This is a genomic window from Antribacter soli (genome assembly GCF_021568775.1).
Lineage (GTDB): Bacteria > Actinomycetota > Actinomycetes > Actinomycetales > Cellulomonadaceae > Antribacter > Antribacter soli.
The window spans coordinates 1-16,446 of sequence record NZ_JAKGSG010000030.1; the positions used below are offsets into that span (position 1 = coordinate 1).

Here is a 16,446-nt window from a genome sequence, read left to right on the forward strand (position 1 = left end):
CCCCCCCCCCCCCCGCGTGGGTGTGGTGGGGGGTGGGCGCCCGCCCCCCCCCCCCCCCCCCCCCCCCCCCCCCACGAACTACCGATCACACGCGCGACGTCGCGAGCACCGTCTCGTAGACCGCCATCGTGCGCTCCGCGATCGCCGTCCACGCGAAGTGCTCCTCAGCCCGGCGCCGGCCGGCGGCGCCCATCCGGGCGGCCGCCTCGGGATCGCCCACTGCCCGCAGGAGCGCGTCACCGAGGTCGGCGACGAACCGGTCCGGGTCGAGCGGCGTGCCAGTCCCGTCGGTCGCCTGCTCGATCGGCACCAGGAGGCCCGTCTCGCCGTCGGCGACGACCTCGGGGATGCCGCCCGTTGCCGTGCCCACGACGGGCAGGCCCACGGCCATGGCCTCGAGGTTCACGATGCCCAGCGGTTCGTAGACCGACGGGCACACGAACACGGTGCCGGCCGCCAGCACGGCGACCAGGTCAGGCCGGGGCAGCATCTCCTCGATCCAGACGACGCCGGCGTCGCCACTGCCCGAGGGCCCACGACGCGCCTCGCGCAGCTCGTCCACCAGGGCCTTCACCTCGGCCAGGATCTCCGGGGTGTCGGGCGCGCCTGCACACAGCACGAGCTGCACCTCGGGCGGCAGGGCCGCGGCCGCGCGCAGCAGGTACGGCAGGCCCTTCTGCCGGGTGATCCGGCCGACGAACACGACGGACGGCCGCGCCGGGTCGATCCCGAGGCGCCGCACGGCCGCCTCGGCCGCGGGGTCGCCGTCGGCGGGCCGCTGCCACCCCGACAGGTCGATCCCGTTGTGCACGACGTGGACCCGCTCGGGGTCCAGCTCCGGGTAGACGCGCAGGATGTCGGCCCGCATCCCCGCCGACACCGCGATCACGCCGGCCGCCCCGAGGTACGCGGTGCGCTCCGCCCACGACGACAGGGCGTAGCCGCCGCCGAGCTGCTCCGCCTTCCACGGGCGCAGCGGCTCGAGGGAGTGCGCGGTCACGACGTGGGGCACGCCGTGCAGGAGGCCGCCGAGGTGGCCGGCCAGGTTCGCGTACCAGGTGTGGGAGTGCACGAGGTCGGCGCCCGCGACGCCGTCGGCCATCGCGAGGTCGACGCCGAAGGTGCCCAGGGCCGCGTTCGCGCCCGACAGCTCGGCGAGCGCCGCGTACCCGGTGACTTCGACGCCGTCGGGAAGCCCGGGTGTGCCGGGCTCGCGGGGCCCGTCGAACGCGTGGACCCGCACGTCGGCGTGCGGAGACAGGACGGCCGAGAGCTCGGCGACGTGCACGCCCGCGCCGCCGTACACGTGGGGCGGGAACTCCCGCGTGAGCAGGTCGACACGAAGGCGGTTCACGTCACGGTTCACGGGCACAACCTAGCCCTGACCCTGCCGCCTCGCCGCCCCGTCCGCGGGCGCCCGCCCGCCCGCCGAGGCCCTTCGGGCGTGATCCGGGTGTGGCCATCGACACGCCCGGGACGCAGGCGCGCCCGGCTGACGAGTGGCGGCCCGAGGCAATAGGGTCGGTTCCATGGCTCACGCCCCCCGCGTCCTCGCGATCGTCCTCGCCGGTGGCGAGGGCAAGCGACTCATGCCCCTCACCGCCGCACGGGCCAAGCCGGCAGTCCCGTTCGGCGGCATCTACCGTCTCGTCGACTTCGCGTTGTCGAACGTCGTCAACTCCCGGTACCTGCACGTCATCGTGCTCACGCAGTACAAGTCCCACTCCCTGGACCGCCACATCTCCAAGACGTGGCGCATGTCGCCGCTCCTGGGGAACTTCGTGTCGACCGTGCCCGCACAGCAGCGGGTCGGCAAGCACTGGTACCTCGGCAGCGCCGACGCGATCTACCAGTGCCTGAACATCATCGACGACGAGCGGCCCGACATCGTCGTCGTGGTCGGCGCGGACCACGTCTACCGCATGGACTTCTCCCAGATGGTGGATGCACACGTCGAGTCGGGGGCGCGGGCAACGGTTGCCGCGATCCGGCAGCCGCTGTCGATGGCGGACCAGTTCGGCGTCATCGACGTCGACCCGAAGGACCCGACGAAGATCCGCGAGTTCCTCGAGAAGCCCACCAATCCTGCGGGCCTGCCGGACGCGCCGGACCAGGTGCTCGCCTCGATGGGCAACTACGTCTTCGACGCCGACGCCCTGGTGGAGGCCGTGACGAAAGACGCCGCCGACCCGGACTCCCGGCACGACATGGGCGGCGACATCATCCCCGCCTTCGTTCGCGAAGGCACCGCCGGCGTGTACGACTTCATCCGCAACGACGTGCCCGGCTCCACCGACCGCGACCGCGACTACTGGCGCGACGTGGGCACCATCGACTCCTACTACGACGCCAACAACGACCTCATCGCCGTGACGCCCGTGTTCAACCTGTACAACGACGAGTGGCCCCTCTACACGGGGTACACGGGCCTGCCGCCGGCAAAGTTCGTGCACGCGGGGCCGGGCCGCCTCGGGCACGCCGCCGACTCGATCGTGTCGCCCGGCGTCCTCATCTCGGGTGCCACCGCCGCGGGCTCGATCCTCTCCCCCGGCGTGTACCTGCACTCCTGGGCCGTGGTCTCGAACTCGGTCCTCATGGACGACGTGAAGGTCAACCGGTACGCGCAGGTCCATCACGCGATCATCGACAAGAACGTCATCATCAACGAGCGGGCACGCATCGGCGTGGACCGCGAGGAGGACCTCGCGCGCGGGTTCACGGTGACGGAGTCGGGCATCACGGTCGTGCCGAAGGGCACCGTCGTCGACTAGGCGGTTCGTGCGGACGACGAAGTGGCAAGGAGAGCACTCTCTCCTTGCCACTTTCAACGTATAGCGCAGGGGGGGCTTGTGGCAAGGCCCCGGTCGCACCGGAGAATCTCCGACCATGAACCCCTTGACCACCAGCGCGTTCTACCTCTCCGACCACCTGACCGCCAAGGCCGACCCCGGGCTGATCGCCGGCGACGAGCAGCACTTCGCGGCGATCGCGGAGAGCCTGGAGGAGTCCATCGCCGATCTGTCCGACCGGCTGGACGCGGCACGCAAGGCGCCCGGCGGAAAGGGCCAGGCCGCGCTCGACCGGGACCAGGAGGTCCACCGGCTGACCGCTCGCCTGCGCACCCTGCGTCGCTTCGGCCTGGACCTGTGCCTCGGGCGCATGGTGAGCACGGACGACGCCGTGCCCGTGTACGTCGGCCGGCTCGGCCTCACGGACAGCGCCGGCCGTCGTCTGCTGATCGACTGGCGCTCCCCCGCGGCCGAGCCGTTCTTCGGCGCGACCCACGCCGACCCGATGGGTCTGGCGAGCCGACGCCGTTACCGCTGGGCCCATGGCCGCATCACCGACTACTGGGACGAGGTGTTCACCCCGGAGGGGCTCGAGGGGCACGCCGCGCTCGACGACCAGTCCGCCTTCATCGCGAGCCTGGGCAGCAACCGATCGGACCGGATGCGCGACGTGCTCGGCACCATCCAGGCCGACCAGGACGCCGTCATCCGGGCGGGTTCCCGCGGTGCACTCGTCGTCGACGGCGGTCCGGGCACGGGCAAGACCGTCGTCGCGCTGCACAGGACCGCCTACCTCCTGTACTCCGACCCTCGACTCGGGCACCGCCGGGGCGGCGTGCTGTTCGTCGGCCCTCACCAGCCGTACCTGGCCTACGTCGCCGACGTCCTGCCCAGCCTCGGCGAGGAGGGTGTGCAGACCTGCACCCTGCGAGACCTCGTCCCCGAGGGCGCCGCGGCGGCCGAGGAGACCGACCCGGTCGTGGCGCGCCTGAAGGGGGACGCGCGCATGGTGGCGGCGATCGAGCCCGCCGTGCGGCTCTACGAGCAGCCGCCGAAGGAAGGCATGGAGGTCGAGACCCCCTGGGCCGACGTCTGGCTCAGCACCTCCGACTGGGCCGAGGCGTTCGAGGCCGTGGAGCCCGGGACCCCGCACAACGAGGCCCGCGACCAGGCCTGGGAGGCGCTGCTCGCGATCCTCACGGACAAGGTCCGGGACGGGGACGACGCCGCCGACGAGGCTGGGATCCAGGCCGACCAGCTGCGCCGGTCGCTCGTGCAGAACCGGGACCTCGTCCGGACCTTCAGCCGGGCGTGGCCGTTGCTGGAGCCGACCGACCTCGTCGGTGACCTGTGGGAGGTGGCCGCCTACCTGCGCATGTGCGCGCCCTGGCTCGAGCCCGACGAGGTCCAGGCGCTGCAGCGGGCGGACGCACAGGCCTGGACCGTGTCCGACCTGCCGCTCCTGGACGCGGCACGGCAGCGGCTCGGGGACCCGGAGGCGTCACGGCGCGCGCGGCGGCACGAGGCCGCAGTCGCAGCCGAGCGCGAGCGGATGGCCGACGTCATCGACGACCTGATCGAGGCCGACGACTCCACGCTGGGAGTGATGCACATGCTGCGCGGCCAGGACCTGCGGGACGCCCTGGTCGACGGGTCGGCGCTGCCCGCCGCCGACCCGGACCTGCTCGCCGGCCCGTTCGCGCACGTCGTCGTGGACGAGGCCCAGGAGCTGACCGATGCGGAGTGGCAGACGCTGCTTCTCCGGTGCCCTTCCCGGAGCTTCACCATCGTCGGAGACCGTGCCCAGGCCAGGCACGGCTTCCGGGAGTCGTGGCAGGAACGGCTCGAGCGGGTCGGGATCGACCGGATCGAGCTGGCCTCCCTGAGCATCAACTACCGGACGCCGCGGGAGGTCATGGCGGAGGCCGAGCAGGTCATCAGGGCGACGCTCCCGGGCGTCAACGTGCCGACCTCCGTCCGCTCCAGCGGCATCCCCGTCGTCCACGGATCGCCGTCGGACCTGGGCTCGATCCTCAGCACCTGGCTCGCCGAGCATGCCGAGGGGACCGCCTGCGTCATCGGAGATCCCACGTTCGCCGCTACGCCCCGCGTCCGGTCACTGACCCCCGAGCTCTCGAAGGGGCTCGAGTTCGACCTCGTGGTCCTCGTCGACCCCGAGGCGTTCGGGGAGGGAATCGAAGGAGCGGTCAACCGCTATGTCGCGATGACCCGGCCGACCCAGCAGCTCGTCATCCTCACGAGTGCCTGACCTCGGCCACGGCGGGCTCAGACCCGCCGGGCGTCCAGCTGGTCGAGCAGGTCCAGGACGGCGTCGAGCCGGCCCTCGACCGAGTAGGGCGCCCGCTCGCGCACCACGGGCTTCGCCTGGAACGCGATGCCCACGCCTGCGACCGCGATCATGCCGAGGTCGTTCGCGCCGTCACCCACGGCGACCGTCGCGCTGAGCGGCAGGCCGAGCTCGTCCGCCCAGGCGCACAGGGTCGCGGCCTTCGTGTCACGGTCGATCACCGTGCCGACCGTGCGACCGGTGAGCAGGCCCTCGGAAACCTCGAGGCGGTTGGCGCGGAACCGCGCGATGCCGAGCGACGCGGCGAGGGGCGCGACGATCTCCTCGAACCCGCCGGACACGAGACCCACCTCCCAGCCCCGCTCGCGGGCGCCCGCGACGAGCTCGCGCGCGCCGGGCATGAGGTCCACGGCGGCCAGGACGTCGGCGAACGCCGACTCCGGCACGCCCTTCAGTGTCGCGACCCGCTCGCGCAGCGACGCGGCGAAGTCGATCTCGCCGCGCATCGCGCGCTCCGTGACGTCGGTGACCTCGGCCCGCGTCCCGGCGTGGTCGGCGAGGAGCTCGATCACCTCTTGTTGGATGAGGGTCGAGTCGACGTCGGTCACGATGAGTCGGGTCACGGCCTCAAGTCTGCCGGACCGGCCCCGCGGGCCGTCAGACGGTCCGCGAGGCGGGCACCCGGCGTCGGCCCGCGCTCAGCTCGGGCGGGCGACCTGGGTCAGCGTCGCCGAGGACCGGCTCCACGACGCCCACCTGAGCTCGAGCGGGGCCTCCAGCACGGAGTACGTGGCGGTCGGTACGCCGACGCGCACCTGGGCGAGCGAGGCGTCGTCGGACCCCGGGCCCGCGAGGAAGGACGCGGCGGCCGCCATCGTGGGCTCGTGACCCACGACGAGCACGGTCCGCACATCGTCGTGCACGTCGGCGAGCAGTGCCAGGACGTCGCGCACGTTCGCCTGGTAGAGCTCGTCGGACACGGTGACCGCGACGCCGGGGCCGCCGCCCCGCGTGCCGCCGAACGACCCGGACGCGAGGTCCCAGGTCTGGCGCGTGCGCAGGGCGGAGGACACGAGGACGAGGTCGGGCACGAGTCCGGCCGCGGCGAGCGCCGCGCCGACCTTCCCCGCCTGCTCACGCCCGCGCAGGGCCAGGGGTCGCAGCGAGTCGTCGGCGGTGGTGGGGGGCTCGGCCTTGGCGTGGCGCAGCAGCACGAGGCGGCGCGCCGACGGGACCGCGGTGTGCTCGTTCGCGAGGGCCGAGCGGATCCCGCTGGTCCTCGTGCCTGCCGACCTCCCCACGGTCTCCTCCGTCCCGTCGTCCTCGAGCTGCGCCGCGGTCGCGGCGTCCGGCGTGGTGGTGCTGTGGTGCGTGATGGCGTTTGCTCCGTGTCGCTGGTGTCGCCGGGCCCCTGCGGGTCCCGGCCGGGGGGGGGGGGGGGGGGGGGGGGGGGGGGCGCGCCCCCCCCCCCCCCCCCCACCCGAACAACCCCCCCCCCCCCCCCCCCCCCCCCCCCCCCCCCCCCCCCCACGGCCGTGACTACTGAGCCGTGACTACTGACCCATGGCGTGCACGCCGCCGTCGACGTGCACGATCTCGCCGGTGGTCGCCGGGAACCAGTCCGAGAGGAGGGCGACGATCGCCCGCCCCGCCGGCTCGGTGTCCGTCTGGTCCCAGCCCAGCGGTGCCCGCTTGGGCCACGCGTCCTCCATGGTCGCGAAGCCCGGGATGGACTTCGCCGCCGTGGTGCGGATCGGGCCGGCCGAGACCAGGTTGCAGCGGATGCCGTCGGGGCCGAGGTCGCGGGCGAGGTACCGGTTGGTCGCCTCGAACGCGGCCTTGGCGACGCCCATCCAGTCGTAGACGGGCCAGGCGAACTTCGCGTCGAACGTGAGGCCGACGATCGCGCCGCCCTCGGTCATCAGCGGCTTCGCGGCCACGGCGAGGGACTTGAGGGAGTAGGCGGAGACCTCCATGGCCACGGCCACGTCGGCCCACTCGCCGGAGAGGAAGTTGCCGCCCATGACGGACTGCGGGGCGAACCCGATGGAGTGCACGACGCCGTCCAGGCGGTCCATGTGCTCGCGCACGCGGTCCGGGAGGGCGGCGAGGTCGTCCGCGTCCGTGACGTCCAGCTCGATCACAGGCGCCTCCTTCGGGAGGCGCTTCGCGATGAGCTGGGTGATCTTCATCTGGCGGCCGAACGAGGAGAGCACCACCTCCGCGCCCTGCTCCTGCGCGAGCCGCGCCGCGGCGAACGCGATGGAGGCGTCCGTGAGCACGCCCGTGATGAGCAGCTTCTTGCCTTCGAGGAGACCCATGATGTCCTTCCGGTTCTTGTGCCCGGGCACGCGCGTGCGTGCACCGTGCTGGGTGCGAGCGTAGTGGGGAACCCGGCGAGGGTGGAAACTCCCCGCCGCTACGAGTGTCCTTCTTGTCAGTTTTATACGAAACGCGCGATGCGTTCCGGGGTCGGCCGGCGGCGTGCGTCGAGGCCGATCAGTGGCCCATGCCGAGGCCGCCGTCGACGTGCAGCACAGCGCCGCTGATGTAGCCCGCCTCGTCGGAGGCGAAGAACGAGACCGCCGCGGCGACCTCGCTCGTGTGCGCGAACCGGCCGGCCGGGATGTTGGCGAGGTAGCGGGCCGCGGTGGCCTCGGGCAGCGCGGCCGTCATGTCCGTCTCGACGAAGCCCGGCGCCACCACGTTCGCCGTGATGCCCCGGCCGCCGAGCTCGCGCGTGATCGAGCGCGCCATGCCGACCAGCGCGGCCTTCGACGCCGCGTAGTTCACCTGGCCCGGGCCGCCGATCTGGCCGATCACGGAGCCGACCAGCACGATCCGGCCGCGACGCAGGCGGATCATGCCCTTCGACGCGCGCCGCACGCAGCGGAACGTGCCCATCAGGTTGACGTCCAGGACGGTCTGGAAGTCGTCGTCGGTCATGCGCATGAGCAGCTGGTCGCGCGTGACGCCCGCGTTGGCGACGAGCACCTCGACCGGGCCGAGGTCCTTCTCGATCGCGGCGAACGCAGCGTCGACGGCCTCGGAGTCGGTCACGTCGGCCACATACCCGCTGACGCCCTTCGGCAGGTCGCCGCCGCGGTACAGGGTGGCGACCCGGTCGCCCTCGGCCACGAAGCGCTCGGCGATCGCGCGTCCGATGCCGCGAGCGGCGCCCGTGACGACGACGACGCGGCCGGAGGTGTCGGCCGCCGCGGCCGTGGCAGGCGTCTCGGGGGTGATGGTCACCGTGGTGCTCCTCGAAGGTGGGCTGGAAAGCATTTCGCTGTGACGGTACCCCGCGCGGCGCACCGACGGCGCGCTCGGCGTGCCACAGCCACAGCCCGCGGCTTGTCGGTTTCCTACAAGCGAACGGGGACAGGACCCGGGGAACCCTGGCACCTGCGGGACGCTCGTAGACTGGAGGGGTGAGCACCTCCCGCGCGACCCCGTCCAACGCGGGGGACACCGCGCACGGTGACGCGCGCGCTCCCCACCCGGCCGACGAGGTCCACTCGATCAGCACCGTCCAGGAGTCCCTGGCCGCCGACCAGGCACGCCGCACCCGGGTCTACTTCATCCAGATGTCGATCCGCGTCGTCTGCTTCCTCGGCGCCGTCGCCGCGCAGGGCTGGCTCCGCTGGGCGCTCGTCGCCGCCGCGATCGTGCTCCCCTACTCGGCCGTCATCTTCGCGAACGCCGGCAAGGACCGGCGCGAGTACGACGCATCCCTCCTGACGGAGCGCCCGCCGGCAGCAATCACGGCACTGCCCGGCACGCCGTCCGACGACGAACCGGTCGCCCCCGCCGCCGACGCTCGCGAGGACGCGAGCCCGGACCAGGACGGGACGGTACGCGCGGGCGACCCGTCCGGCGTCGGGCGCGAGACGGACGGACCTGCGCGTGTGATCGAGCACGTGGACGAACCGGACGAGGAACGCTGATGGACGTGCTGGGCCTGGCCGACCCCGTGACGGAGGGCGAGCTCGTCTGCAGCGCCAAGGGCTGCCGCGAGACCGCGACCTGGGGGTTGCTGTGGAACAACCCGCGCCTGCACACCCCGCAGCGACGCAAGGTGTGGCTCGCGTGCGACGCGCACCGCGCGCACCTGGAGGAGTTCCTGTCCGCGCGGAGCTTCTGGAAGCAGACCGTGCCCGTCGACGAGCTCGAGCGGACGGGCGCGTGAGCCCTGCCGCGCGGGACGACGGGACCGCCCGCGAGCCGCGCACGGCACGCCAGTGGGTGGTGCTCGGCGTGGCCGCCCTGCTGCTCGCGGCCCTGTGCCTCGTCGCGGGCCGGTGGCAGTGGAACCGGTACGAGGCGCGCGAGGCGCAGATCGACCTCATCGAGGCCAACTGGTCCGCCCCGGCGGTGTCCGTGGCCGAGGTGCTGCCCGGGCCCAGCGCCGTGGTGCCGGCCGGCGCCGTGTGGCAGCCGGTCGTCCTCACCGGCCGGTACGTGCCGGACGCGACCGTGCTGCTGCGCAACCGGCCCGTGAACGGCACCCCCGGGTACCACGTGCTGGTGCCCTTCGACACGGGGTCGATCGTCCTGGTCGTGGACCGCGGGTTCGTGCCGATGGGCGCCGACGGCAGCGCTCCCGACTCCGTGCCCGCGCCGCCGGCCGGGGAGGTGTCGGTCGTGGCGAGCCTGCGCGCCGACGAGCCGGCCTCGTCCCGGGGGGCGCCCGCCGGGCAGGTGCAGGCGATCTCCACGGAGCAGGTGCTGGCCGCCGCGAGCGCGACGGGGCGGGTCGACGCGGGCTGGGCGGACGGGCACACCGTCGGCGCGTACGGGGCGCTGCGCTCCGAGACGCCGGCCCCCGAGACCGGGCTCGCGACGCTGCCCGCGCCCGACACCGACCCGGGCTCGCACCTGTCGTACGCGTTCCAGTGGTGCGTGTTCGCCCTCGGCGCCGTCGCCGGGTACATCCTGCTGTGGCGGCGCGAGCGCGGGGCGCTGCGGGGTCAGAACCTGAGCGCGGGCGACCTGCTGCTCGCCGCCCCGGACCTCGACGCCGCCGCCGGCGGTGCCGGCACGCGCGCGCGCCGGGCGGAGCGTCAGCGCCGGGCGAGCGCGGAGGACGAGGAAGACGCCCTGATCGAGACCCAGCTGCGCTGAGCCGATCAGCTCGCCCGTGAGCGCGCGTCGTCCGGCACACGGGCGTCGTCCGCCGCGGGCGGAGCGGCGGGCGTGGCGGGGAACGCCCCGCGGGCGAGGACGACGACGATCAGCGCCGCCGCGACGATCACCGCACCGAAGTACGGCAGGGTCGCCAGACCGGGTCCGGTGAGCACGAGCGCCCCGAGCGCCGCGCCACCTCCGATGCCGAGGTTCGCCGTGGCGTTGACGAGGGCCCCGGTCACGTCGGGCGAGGCGCCGTGCGTGCGGATGGCCGCGGTCTGGAAGACGGACGCGACCGCCCCGAACCCGGCGCTCCACACGGCCGTCGCGGCGAGCACGCCTACCGTGCTGGGGAAGACGACGCCGACGGCGATGATCCCTCCGGCGACGACGGCGAGCGTGATGATCGTCGTGTGCCGAGGCCGGCGGTCGAGCCGGGCGGCGGCGAACGCGGTCCCGGCGAGCCCCAGCCCGCCGAGCACGAGAAGGACGGGACCGAGCGCTCCGACGGCGAGCCCGGTCGCGAGCAGCAGCACCGACACGTACGTGTAGACCGCGTACTGGCCGAGGTAGACGAGCGCGTTCGTGGTGCTCACGGTGGCGAGCGCACTGCGACGGGTGCCACGGGCGGCGTCGTCCGGGGGCGCGCCTCCGCCGGCGACGGGCGGGAGCAGGAATGCCGTGAGGACGCCGGCGAGCGCGCACGCCCCGCCCAGGACCATGAACGAGGCGCGCCAGCCGACCGCCGTGCCGAGCGACGTCGTCAGCGGCACGCCGAGGACGAAGCCTGCCGACGCCCCGGCCGTGACGAGGGCCAGAGCGCGGCCGGTCAGATGCGGGCGCACGAGGCGCGACGCGTACCCGATGGCCACGGAGAAGAAGATCGCGTGGGACGCGCCGCCCAGCGCCCGGGCCGCGGCCACGACGGCGAACGTCGGTGCGACCGCGACGATCACGTTGCTCGCGGTGTAGACCGCGAGCGCGCCGAGCAGGAGCCCCTTGCGAGGCAGGCGGCGCGTGGCGTGCGTCAGGGGCACGGCGAGCGCCGCGACCATGAAGGCGTACGCCGAGACGAGCAGCCCGGTGAGCGACTCGGAGACGGCCAGGTCGTCACTGATCAGGGGCAGGAGGCCCACGGGGACCAGCTCGGTGGTGATCGCGACGAACGTCGCGAGGCTCAGCGCGACCAGCCCGCCGGCGGCTTCACGGACTCCGTCCGGTCGCCAGGGCACGGGCGGGGAGGTCCGGGATCGCATGTGCCCATCCCAGCCCCCGGTGGGAGCGACCGCAAGGGCGCCCGTTATGTCCGTCCCCCTCGACTGCCGTAGATTCCTCCGTCGTGACCGCGACGACCTCGAGACCCGACACCGGCCCGCACCCCGGGCCGACCGCGAGGGAGAGGCGCGAGGCGAAACGGCGCCGGAGGCGCGCGACGCGGGCGACGGTGGTGGTGGCCGGCCTGGTCGTCGCCGGGGCCGCCTGCGGCGGGGGCACCTGGCGCGTGGTGACCGAGCGGGAGACGCTCGCCGAGGACGCGGCGGCGGCCCAGGAGCTGCTGGACGCGTCCGAGGGGAAGGTGGCCGAGCCGGCCGTCCGCGACGTCCTGTCCCAGCAGGTCGACGACGCCGGGGCGGTGCTCGACGCGATCCCGGTGTCCGTCCTCGTCACAGGCACCGGCGAGGAGCGTGTGGCCCTCGTCACGGCGTCGGACGCGGTGCGCACGTCGATGCTCGACCTTGCCCGGGACGAGGTCGAGGCGCTGCGCGCCGGCCTGGCGACGGTGGTGCCCGACGCCGAGGGCGTGCTCGCCGTGACCGAGGGCCTGGGGGCCGACGCCGCCAGGGCAGAGCTGCAGGCAGCCCTGGACGCCGCCTCCGCGAGCGAAGCCGTCGCGGTCCGGTCCCTCGCCGGCACGGACGTGCCCGCGCTGGAGCAGGCCGAGGCCGACCTGGCCGCGCGGCGGGACGGCGTGGTGGCGGCGAACGAGGCCCTGCTCGACGCCCAGGACGCGGTGACCTGCCCCGCGCCGGACCAGGAGTGGTCGCCCCGCAGCGGGCACCTGGACGCCGCCGAGCTGGCCCCGATCCCGTGGGACCCAAGCTACTCCGTGCGTGCCGACCTGGTGCCGGGTCTCGTCGCCATGGACGCCGCCTACCAGCAGGCCTTCGGCGGGCACCTCAAGATCAGCTCGGCCTACCGGACGTTCGACGACCAGCTGGCGGTGTACGACCCGTCGTCCCCGATCGCGGCGCCGCCCGGCTGCTCGAACCATGGCCTCGGGGTGGCCGCCGACTTCGGGGGCGGCGTCCAGACGTTCGGATCCGCGAAGTACACGTGGCTCAAGGCCAACGCGGGGACCCACGGGTGGGAGCATCCGTCCTGGGCGGAGCCCGGCGGGCGCGTCCCGGAGCCCTGGCACTGGCAGTCGGTGCTCGCTCCGGAGGCGACCCGCTGAAGCCGGCGGCGGGCCGTCAGGCCAGCGAGACCAGCTCCGCGTAGCTCTCGTTCCAGAGGTCCTCGTCGCCGTCGGGCAGGAGCAGCACACGCTCCGGCTCGAGGGCGTCGACGGCGCCGTCGTCGTGGGTGACCATGACGACCGCGCCCTCGTACGTCTTGAGCGCCCCGAGGATCTCGGCGCGCGAGGCCGGGTCCAGGTTGTTCGTGGGCTCGTCGAGGAGCAGCACGTTCGCGCCCGACACCACGATCGTCGCCAGCGCGAGGCGGGTCTTCTCGCCGCCGGACAGCACGTGCGCCGGCTTCTCCGCGTCGTCGCCGCTGAACAGGAACGAGCCGAGCACGGACCGCACCTGCGTGTCCGTCAGGTCGGGGGCCGCATGCCGCAGGTTCTCGACGACGGTCGCGTGCATGTCGAGGGTGTCGTGCTCCTGGGCGTAGTAGCCGAGCTTGAGGCCGTGCCCCGGGACGACCGCGCCCGTGTCGGCCTCCTCGACACCCGCGAGGATCCGCAGCAGCGTCGTCTTGCCGGCACCGTTGAGCCCCAGGATGACGACGCGCGAGCCGCGGTCGATCGCCAGGTCAACCCCGGCGAACACCTCCTGCGACCCGTACGCCTTCGACAGCCCGTTCGCCGTGAGGGGCGTGCGGCCGCACTGCGCCGGTGTCGGGAAGCGCAGCTTCGCCACGCGGTCCGAGACCCGCTCGCCCTCCAGCCCGTCGAGCATCCGCTCGGCGCGCTTCATCATGTTCTGCGCGGCGGTGGCCTTCGTGGCCTTGGCCCGCATCTTCTCCGCCTGTGCGAGCAGCGTCGACGCCTTCTTCTCCGCGTTGGCCCGCTCGCGGCGGCGACGTCGCTCGTCCGTCTCGCGCTGCTCCATGTACGAGTCCCAGCCGAGGTTGTACTGGTCGAGCTCACCGCGGTTGGCGTCCAGGTGGAACACCTTGTTGACGGTGGCGCGCAGCAGCTCCACGTCGTGGCTGATCACGATGAAACCGCCGTTGTACGACTTCAGGTAGTCGCGCAGCCACAGGATCGAGTCGGCGTCGAGGTGGTTGGTCGGCTCGTCGAGGAGCAGCGTCTCCACGCCGGAGAACAGGATCCGCGCCAGCTCGATGCGGCGGCGCTGACCACCGGACAGGGTGCCGAGCGGCTGGCCCAGCACGCGCTCGTCCAGGCCCAGGTTCGACGTGATCCGGTGCGCCTCGCTCTCCGCCGCGTAGCCGCCGGCCGCGAGGAACCGCGTCTCCAGCTTCGGGTAGCGCTCCAGCGCCGCCACCATGGTGTCCGGGTCCGCCGACGCCATCTCGCCCTCGGTCTCGCGCATCTGCTTCACGATCCGGTCCAGGCCGCGGGCGCTGAGCACGCGGTCCATCGCGAGCACCTCCAGGTCACCCGTGCGCGGGTCCTGGGGCAGGTAGCCGATGTCGCCGGTCCGCACGATCTGGCCGCCGGTGGGCAGGGTGTCGCCCGCCAGCGTCTTCGTGAGCGTCGTCTTGCCGGCGCCGTTGCGCCCGACGAGGCCGATGCGGTCGCCGGACCCGATGCGGAACGTCGCCTCGCTCAGGAGGACGCGTGCGCCGATGCGCAGCTCGACGGCATGGGCAGTGATCACTCAGACGTTCCTTCGGTGGAGGGGGCACCCGGACGGCGCGCACTGATTCTAGTTGCCCGACGCCGCCCGCCCGCCCACCCCCTCGGCGCGGGCGCAGGTAGCGTGTGGTTGTGACGTTCAACGAAGGCGGTCAGTTCGAGGGCGGCCGGGTCCGGCGCGGTGGCGGCCGACGAGGGGTCGCTGTGGCGGGCGGCGGCGTGGGCGCGCTGCTCATCACGCTGCTCGTGGTTTTCCTGAGCGGGGGCGACCTCGGTTCCCTGAGCCAGGTGCTCGGAACGGGCGACGTCTCGTCGGTCGGCGAGGGCCAGGAGGCGTTCGTCGAGGACTGCACGGCGCAGGAGGCGAACACCGATCGCGAGTGCCGGCTGTCCGCCACGGCGCAGTCGCTCGACGCCGTCTGGGGCCGGGTCCTGCCGGAGCAGGCGAGCGTCCAGTACGTGCTGCCGGGCGTGACGAGCTTCTCGGGCGCCGTCGACACCGGGTGCGGCTCCGCCACGAGCGCCACCGGGCCGTTCTACTGCCCGCTCGACCAGACCGTGTACGTGGACGTGTCCTTCTTCGACGAGCTGCGGGAACGGTTCGGCTCGACAGGCGGCAGCCTCGCGGAGGAGTACGTGATCGCGCACGAGTTCGGGCACCACATCGAGCAGCTGGTCGGCGCGATGGACGCGGCGGACCGCTCCGGGACCGGCCCCGAGTCGGACGCGGTGCGGATCGAGCTCATGGCGGACTGCCTCGCCGGCATGTGGGCCCATCGCGCCGCCACCGAGGTCGACCCCGACACCGGTGTCACGTTCCTCGAGCCCATCACCGACGCCCAGCTGCGCGACGCGCTGTCCGCCGCGGCCGCCGTCGGCGACGACCGCATCCAGGAGGCCACGACGGGCCAGGTGAACCCCGAGGCGTTCACGCACGGCACGTCGGAGCAGCGGGTGCGCTGGTTCTCGATCGGCTACAACGGCGGCACGATGCAGGACTGCAACACGCTGGAGGCGGCCACCCTCTGACCTCCGGATCGCTGTGGGCGGAGCAGGTGCCGGGTTGCGGCCTCGCGAGGCGGCACCTACTCCGCCCACAGCGGGGGGTTGTCCACAGATCCGTCGGCCGGAGCCGGGATCTTGATACATATTGGCAAGACTTGATGCATGAGGATCGTCCGACCAGTCGTCGTGTCCGAAGCCCTGCGAGCAGGTGCCACGAAGCGTCACCTCCGGTCTCGTCGATGGCTCCGGCCGACGCGAGGTGTCCGACTTCCCGCGGACGCACCCGACGACCTGGTGACGCGGTGCAGGGCGGTCCTCGCGGTGCTCGGCAAGGGCGTCGTGCTCAGCCACGTCACCGCCCTTCGGCTGCTCGGCGTCGAGGTGCCGCACCGCCTCGCCGGCGACGACCGTATCCATGTGGTCACGACGAGCGCCGCGGAACGTCCTCGCAGGTCCGGCGTCGTGGCTCATCACACGCGGCAGCGCTCTCTGGACGTGGTGCACGTCCGCGGGCTGCCCGTCACGAGCCCGGCGCAGACCTGGGTCCAGGTCTCGGTCGGGCTGCTGCCCGACGACGTCGTCGTCCTCGGTGACGCGATGATGCGGCGCAAGCACCCGCTCGTCACCATCGCAGAGCTCACCGCTGTCGCCGAGCGCACGCACAAGGTGAAGGGGATCGTCCTGGCCCGCGAGCAGATCGCGCGAATGCGGCCCCGCACGGACTCGTCCACGGAGACACGCACCCGGCTCGTGCTCACGGGTGCGGGGCTTCCGTGCCCGCTCGTCAACGAACCGATCCTCGACGAGGCGGGCGGCTTTCTCGCGCTGCCCGACATGCAGTACCCGCAGTGGCGGATCGCCATCGAGTACGACGGCGACCTCCATCGCACCGACAAGGTGACCTGGCGCCGGGACGTCACCCGGTACCGCCGTATGGCGGCGCACCGCTGGACCGCGATCCGGGTCGTCGCCGATGACCTGCGCGACCCGAGCGAGCTGCTCGCGAGCGTCCGATCGGCGATCCGGGCGGCCGAGACCCGGGCCGTCGCGGCGACCGCCTGATCCTGAACCCCGCCAACGACCGCTGTGGGGGGGGGTGGTGGGGGGGGGGGGGGGGCCCCCCCCCCCCCCGGGGGGGCCCCCCCCCCCCCGCGGGGGGGGGGGGGGGG

15 protein-coding genes are annotated in these 16,446 nt (G+C 73.4%); 8 read left to right on the forward strand and 7 right to left on the reverse strand.

Annotation, left to right across the window (positions count from 1 at the left end; all coding sequences use genetic code 11):
* Nucleotides 1–85: 85 nt before the first annotated feature.
* A complete protein-coding gene (gene glgA / locus L1785_RS10765) occupies nucleotides 86–1,366 on the reverse strand; it encodes a glycogen synthase (RefSeq protein ID WP_236089264.1) in 1,281 nt (426 codons plus the stop codon).
* A 163-nt stretch (nucleotides 1,367–1,529) separates the two neighbouring features.
* Here glgA and glgC point away from each other — a divergent pair, with 163 nt between their 5' ends.
* Nucleotides 1,530–2,771, forward strand: a complete 1,242-nt coding sequence (gene glgC, locus L1785_RS10770; protein ID WP_236089265.1) for a glucose-1-phosphate adenylyltransferase — start codon at nucleotides 1,530–1,532, stop codon at nucleotides 2,769–2,771.
* Nucleotides 2,772–2,886: 115 nt separating this feature from the next.
* A complete protein-coding gene (helR, locus tag L1785_RS10775; RefSeq protein ID WP_236089266.1) occupies nucleotides 2,887–5,058 on the forward strand; it encodes an RNA polymerase recycling motor ATPase HelR in 2,172 nt (723 codons plus the stop codon).
* A gap of 17 nt (nucleotides 5,059–5,075) precedes the next feature.
* Here the strand turns inward: helR and serB are convergent, their stop codons facing one another.
* The 4 genes from serB to fabG form a co-directional block, all read right to left on the reverse strand.
* The gene (serB, locus tag L1785_RS10780) at nucleotides 5,076–5,720 is read right to left on the reverse strand and encodes a phosphoserine phosphatase SerB (protein ID WP_236089267.1); all 645 of its coding nucleotides are present in this window, start codon (nucleotides 5,718–5,720) and stop codon (nucleotides 5,076–5,078) included.
* Nucleotides 5,721–5,795: 75 nt separating this feature from the next.
* Nucleotides 5,796–6,398 carry a SixA phosphatase family protein gene (locus L1785_RS10785; protein WP_308113308.1) on the reverse strand — a complete coding sequence of 201 codons (603 nt, stop codon included), beginning with the start codon at nucleotides 6,396–6,398 and terminating at the stop codon, nucleotides 5,796–5,798.
* A gap of 252 nt (nucleotides 6,399–6,650) precedes the next feature.
* Nucleotides 6,651–7,418, reverse strand: a complete 768-nt coding sequence (fabI, locus tag L1785_RS10790) for an enoyl-ACP reductase FabI (protein WP_236089268.1) — start codon at nucleotides 7,416–7,418, stop codon at nucleotides 6,651–6,653.
* A gap of 178 nt (nucleotides 7,419–7,596) precedes the next feature.
* A complete protein-coding gene (fabG, locus tag L1785_RS10795; protein WP_308113309.1) occupies nucleotides 7,597–8,349 on the reverse strand; it encodes a 3-oxoacyl-ACP reductase FabG in 753 nt (250 codons plus the stop codon).
* A gap of 179 nt (nucleotides 8,350–8,528) precedes the next feature.
* On the opposite strand from fabG, the gene L1785_RS10800 reads away from it, so the two are divergent.
* Genes L1785_RS10800 through L1785_RS10810 form a run of 3 tightly spaced genes read left to right on the forward strand, consistent with a single transcriptional unit; the run spans nucleotide 8,529 to nucleotide 10,221 of the window.
* Nucleotides 8,529–9,044, forward strand: coding sequence for a DUF3099 domain-containing protein (locus L1785_RS10800; RefSeq protein ID WP_236089269.1), 516 nt, complete (start codon nucleotides 8,529–8,531; stop codon nucleotides 9,042–9,044).
* On the forward strand, nucleotides 9,044–9,286 hold the full coding sequence (locus L1785_RS10805; RefSeq protein WP_236089270.1) for a hypothetical protein: 243 nt from the start codon (nucleotides 9,044–9,046) through the stop codon (nucleotides 9,284–9,286). Before L1785_RS10800 ends, L1785_RS10805 begins: the two co-directional genes overlap by 1 nt.
* Nucleotides 9,283–10,221, forward strand: coding sequence for an SURF1 family cytochrome oxidase biogenesis protein (locus L1785_RS10810; RefSeq protein WP_236089271.1), 939 nt, complete (start codon nucleotides 9,283–9,285; stop codon nucleotides 10,219–10,221). The genes L1785_RS10805 and L1785_RS10810 overlap by 4 nt, the downstream gene beginning before the upstream one ends.
* Nucleotides 10,222–10,226: 5 nt before the next feature.
* Here the strand turns inward: L1785_RS10810 and L1785_RS10815 are convergent, their stop codons facing one another.
* The gene (locus L1785_RS10815; protein ID WP_236089272.1) at nucleotides 10,227–11,480 is read right to left on the reverse strand and encodes an MFS transporter; all 1,254 of its coding nucleotides are present in this window, start codon (nucleotides 11,478–11,480) and stop codon (nucleotides 10,227–10,229) included.
* An 83-nt stretch (nucleotides 11,481–11,563) separates the two neighbouring features.
* On the opposite strand from L1785_RS10815, the gene L1785_RS10820 reads away from it, so the two are divergent.
* The gene (locus L1785_RS10820; RefSeq protein ID WP_236089273.1) at nucleotides 11,564–12,679 is read left to right on the forward strand and encodes a M15 family metallopeptidase; all 1,116 of its coding nucleotides are present in this window, start codon (nucleotides 11,564–11,566) and stop codon (nucleotides 12,677–12,679) included.
* 16 nt (nucleotides 12,680–12,695) lie between these two features.
* Here the strand turns inward: L1785_RS10820 and L1785_RS10825 are convergent, their stop codons facing one another.
* Nucleotides 12,696–14,294: an ABC-F family ATP-binding cassette domain-containing protein gene (locus L1785_RS10825; protein ID WP_236089274.1), complete on the reverse strand. Its 1,599-nt coding sequence runs from the start codon at nucleotides 14,292–14,294 to the stop codon at nucleotides 12,696–12,698.
* 110 nt (nucleotides 14,295–14,404) lie between these two features.
* Between L1785_RS10825 and ypfJ the strand changes: the two genes are divergently transcribed.
* Together ypfJ and L1785_RS10835 are read left to right on the forward strand one after the other, a co-directional pair.
* Nucleotides 14,405–15,301 carry a KPN_02809 family neutral zinc metallopeptidase gene (ypfJ, locus tag L1785_RS10830; RefSeq protein WP_236089275.1) on the forward strand — a complete coding sequence of 299 codons (897 nt, stop codon included), beginning with the start codon at nucleotides 14,405–14,407 and terminating at the stop codon, nucleotides 15,299–15,301.
* Nucleotides 15,302–15,571: 270 nt separating this feature from the next.
* The gene (locus L1785_RS10835; RefSeq protein WP_236089276.1) at nucleotides 15,572–16,339 is read left to right on the forward strand and encodes a putative endonuclease domain-containing protein; all 768 of its coding nucleotides are present in this window, start codon (nucleotides 15,572–15,574) and stop codon (nucleotides 16,337–16,339) included.
* The last annotated feature ends 107 nt before the right edge of the window (nucleotides 16,340–16,446 follow it).

Coding starts and splice junctions, on each gene's coding strand:
- glgC (WP_236089265.1), top strand. CDS start 1,530: ATGGCTCACGCCCCCCGCGTCCTCGCGATCGTCCTCGCCGGTGGCGAG.
- helR (WP_236089266.1), top strand. CDS start 2,887: ATGAACCCCTTGACCACCAGCGCGTTCTACCTCTCCGACCACCTGACC.
- fabI (WP_236089268.1), bottom strand. CDS start 7,418: ATGGGTCTCCTCGAAGGCAAGAAGCTGCTCATCACGGGCGTGCTCACG.
- L1785_RS10805 (WP_236089270.1), top strand. CDS start 9,044: ATGGACGTGCTGGGCCTGGCCGACCCCGTGACGGAGGGCGAGCTCGTC.
- L1785_RS10815 (WP_236089272.1), bottom strand. CDS start 11,480: ATGCGATCCCGGACCTCCCCGCCCGTGCCCTGGCGACCGGACGGAGTC.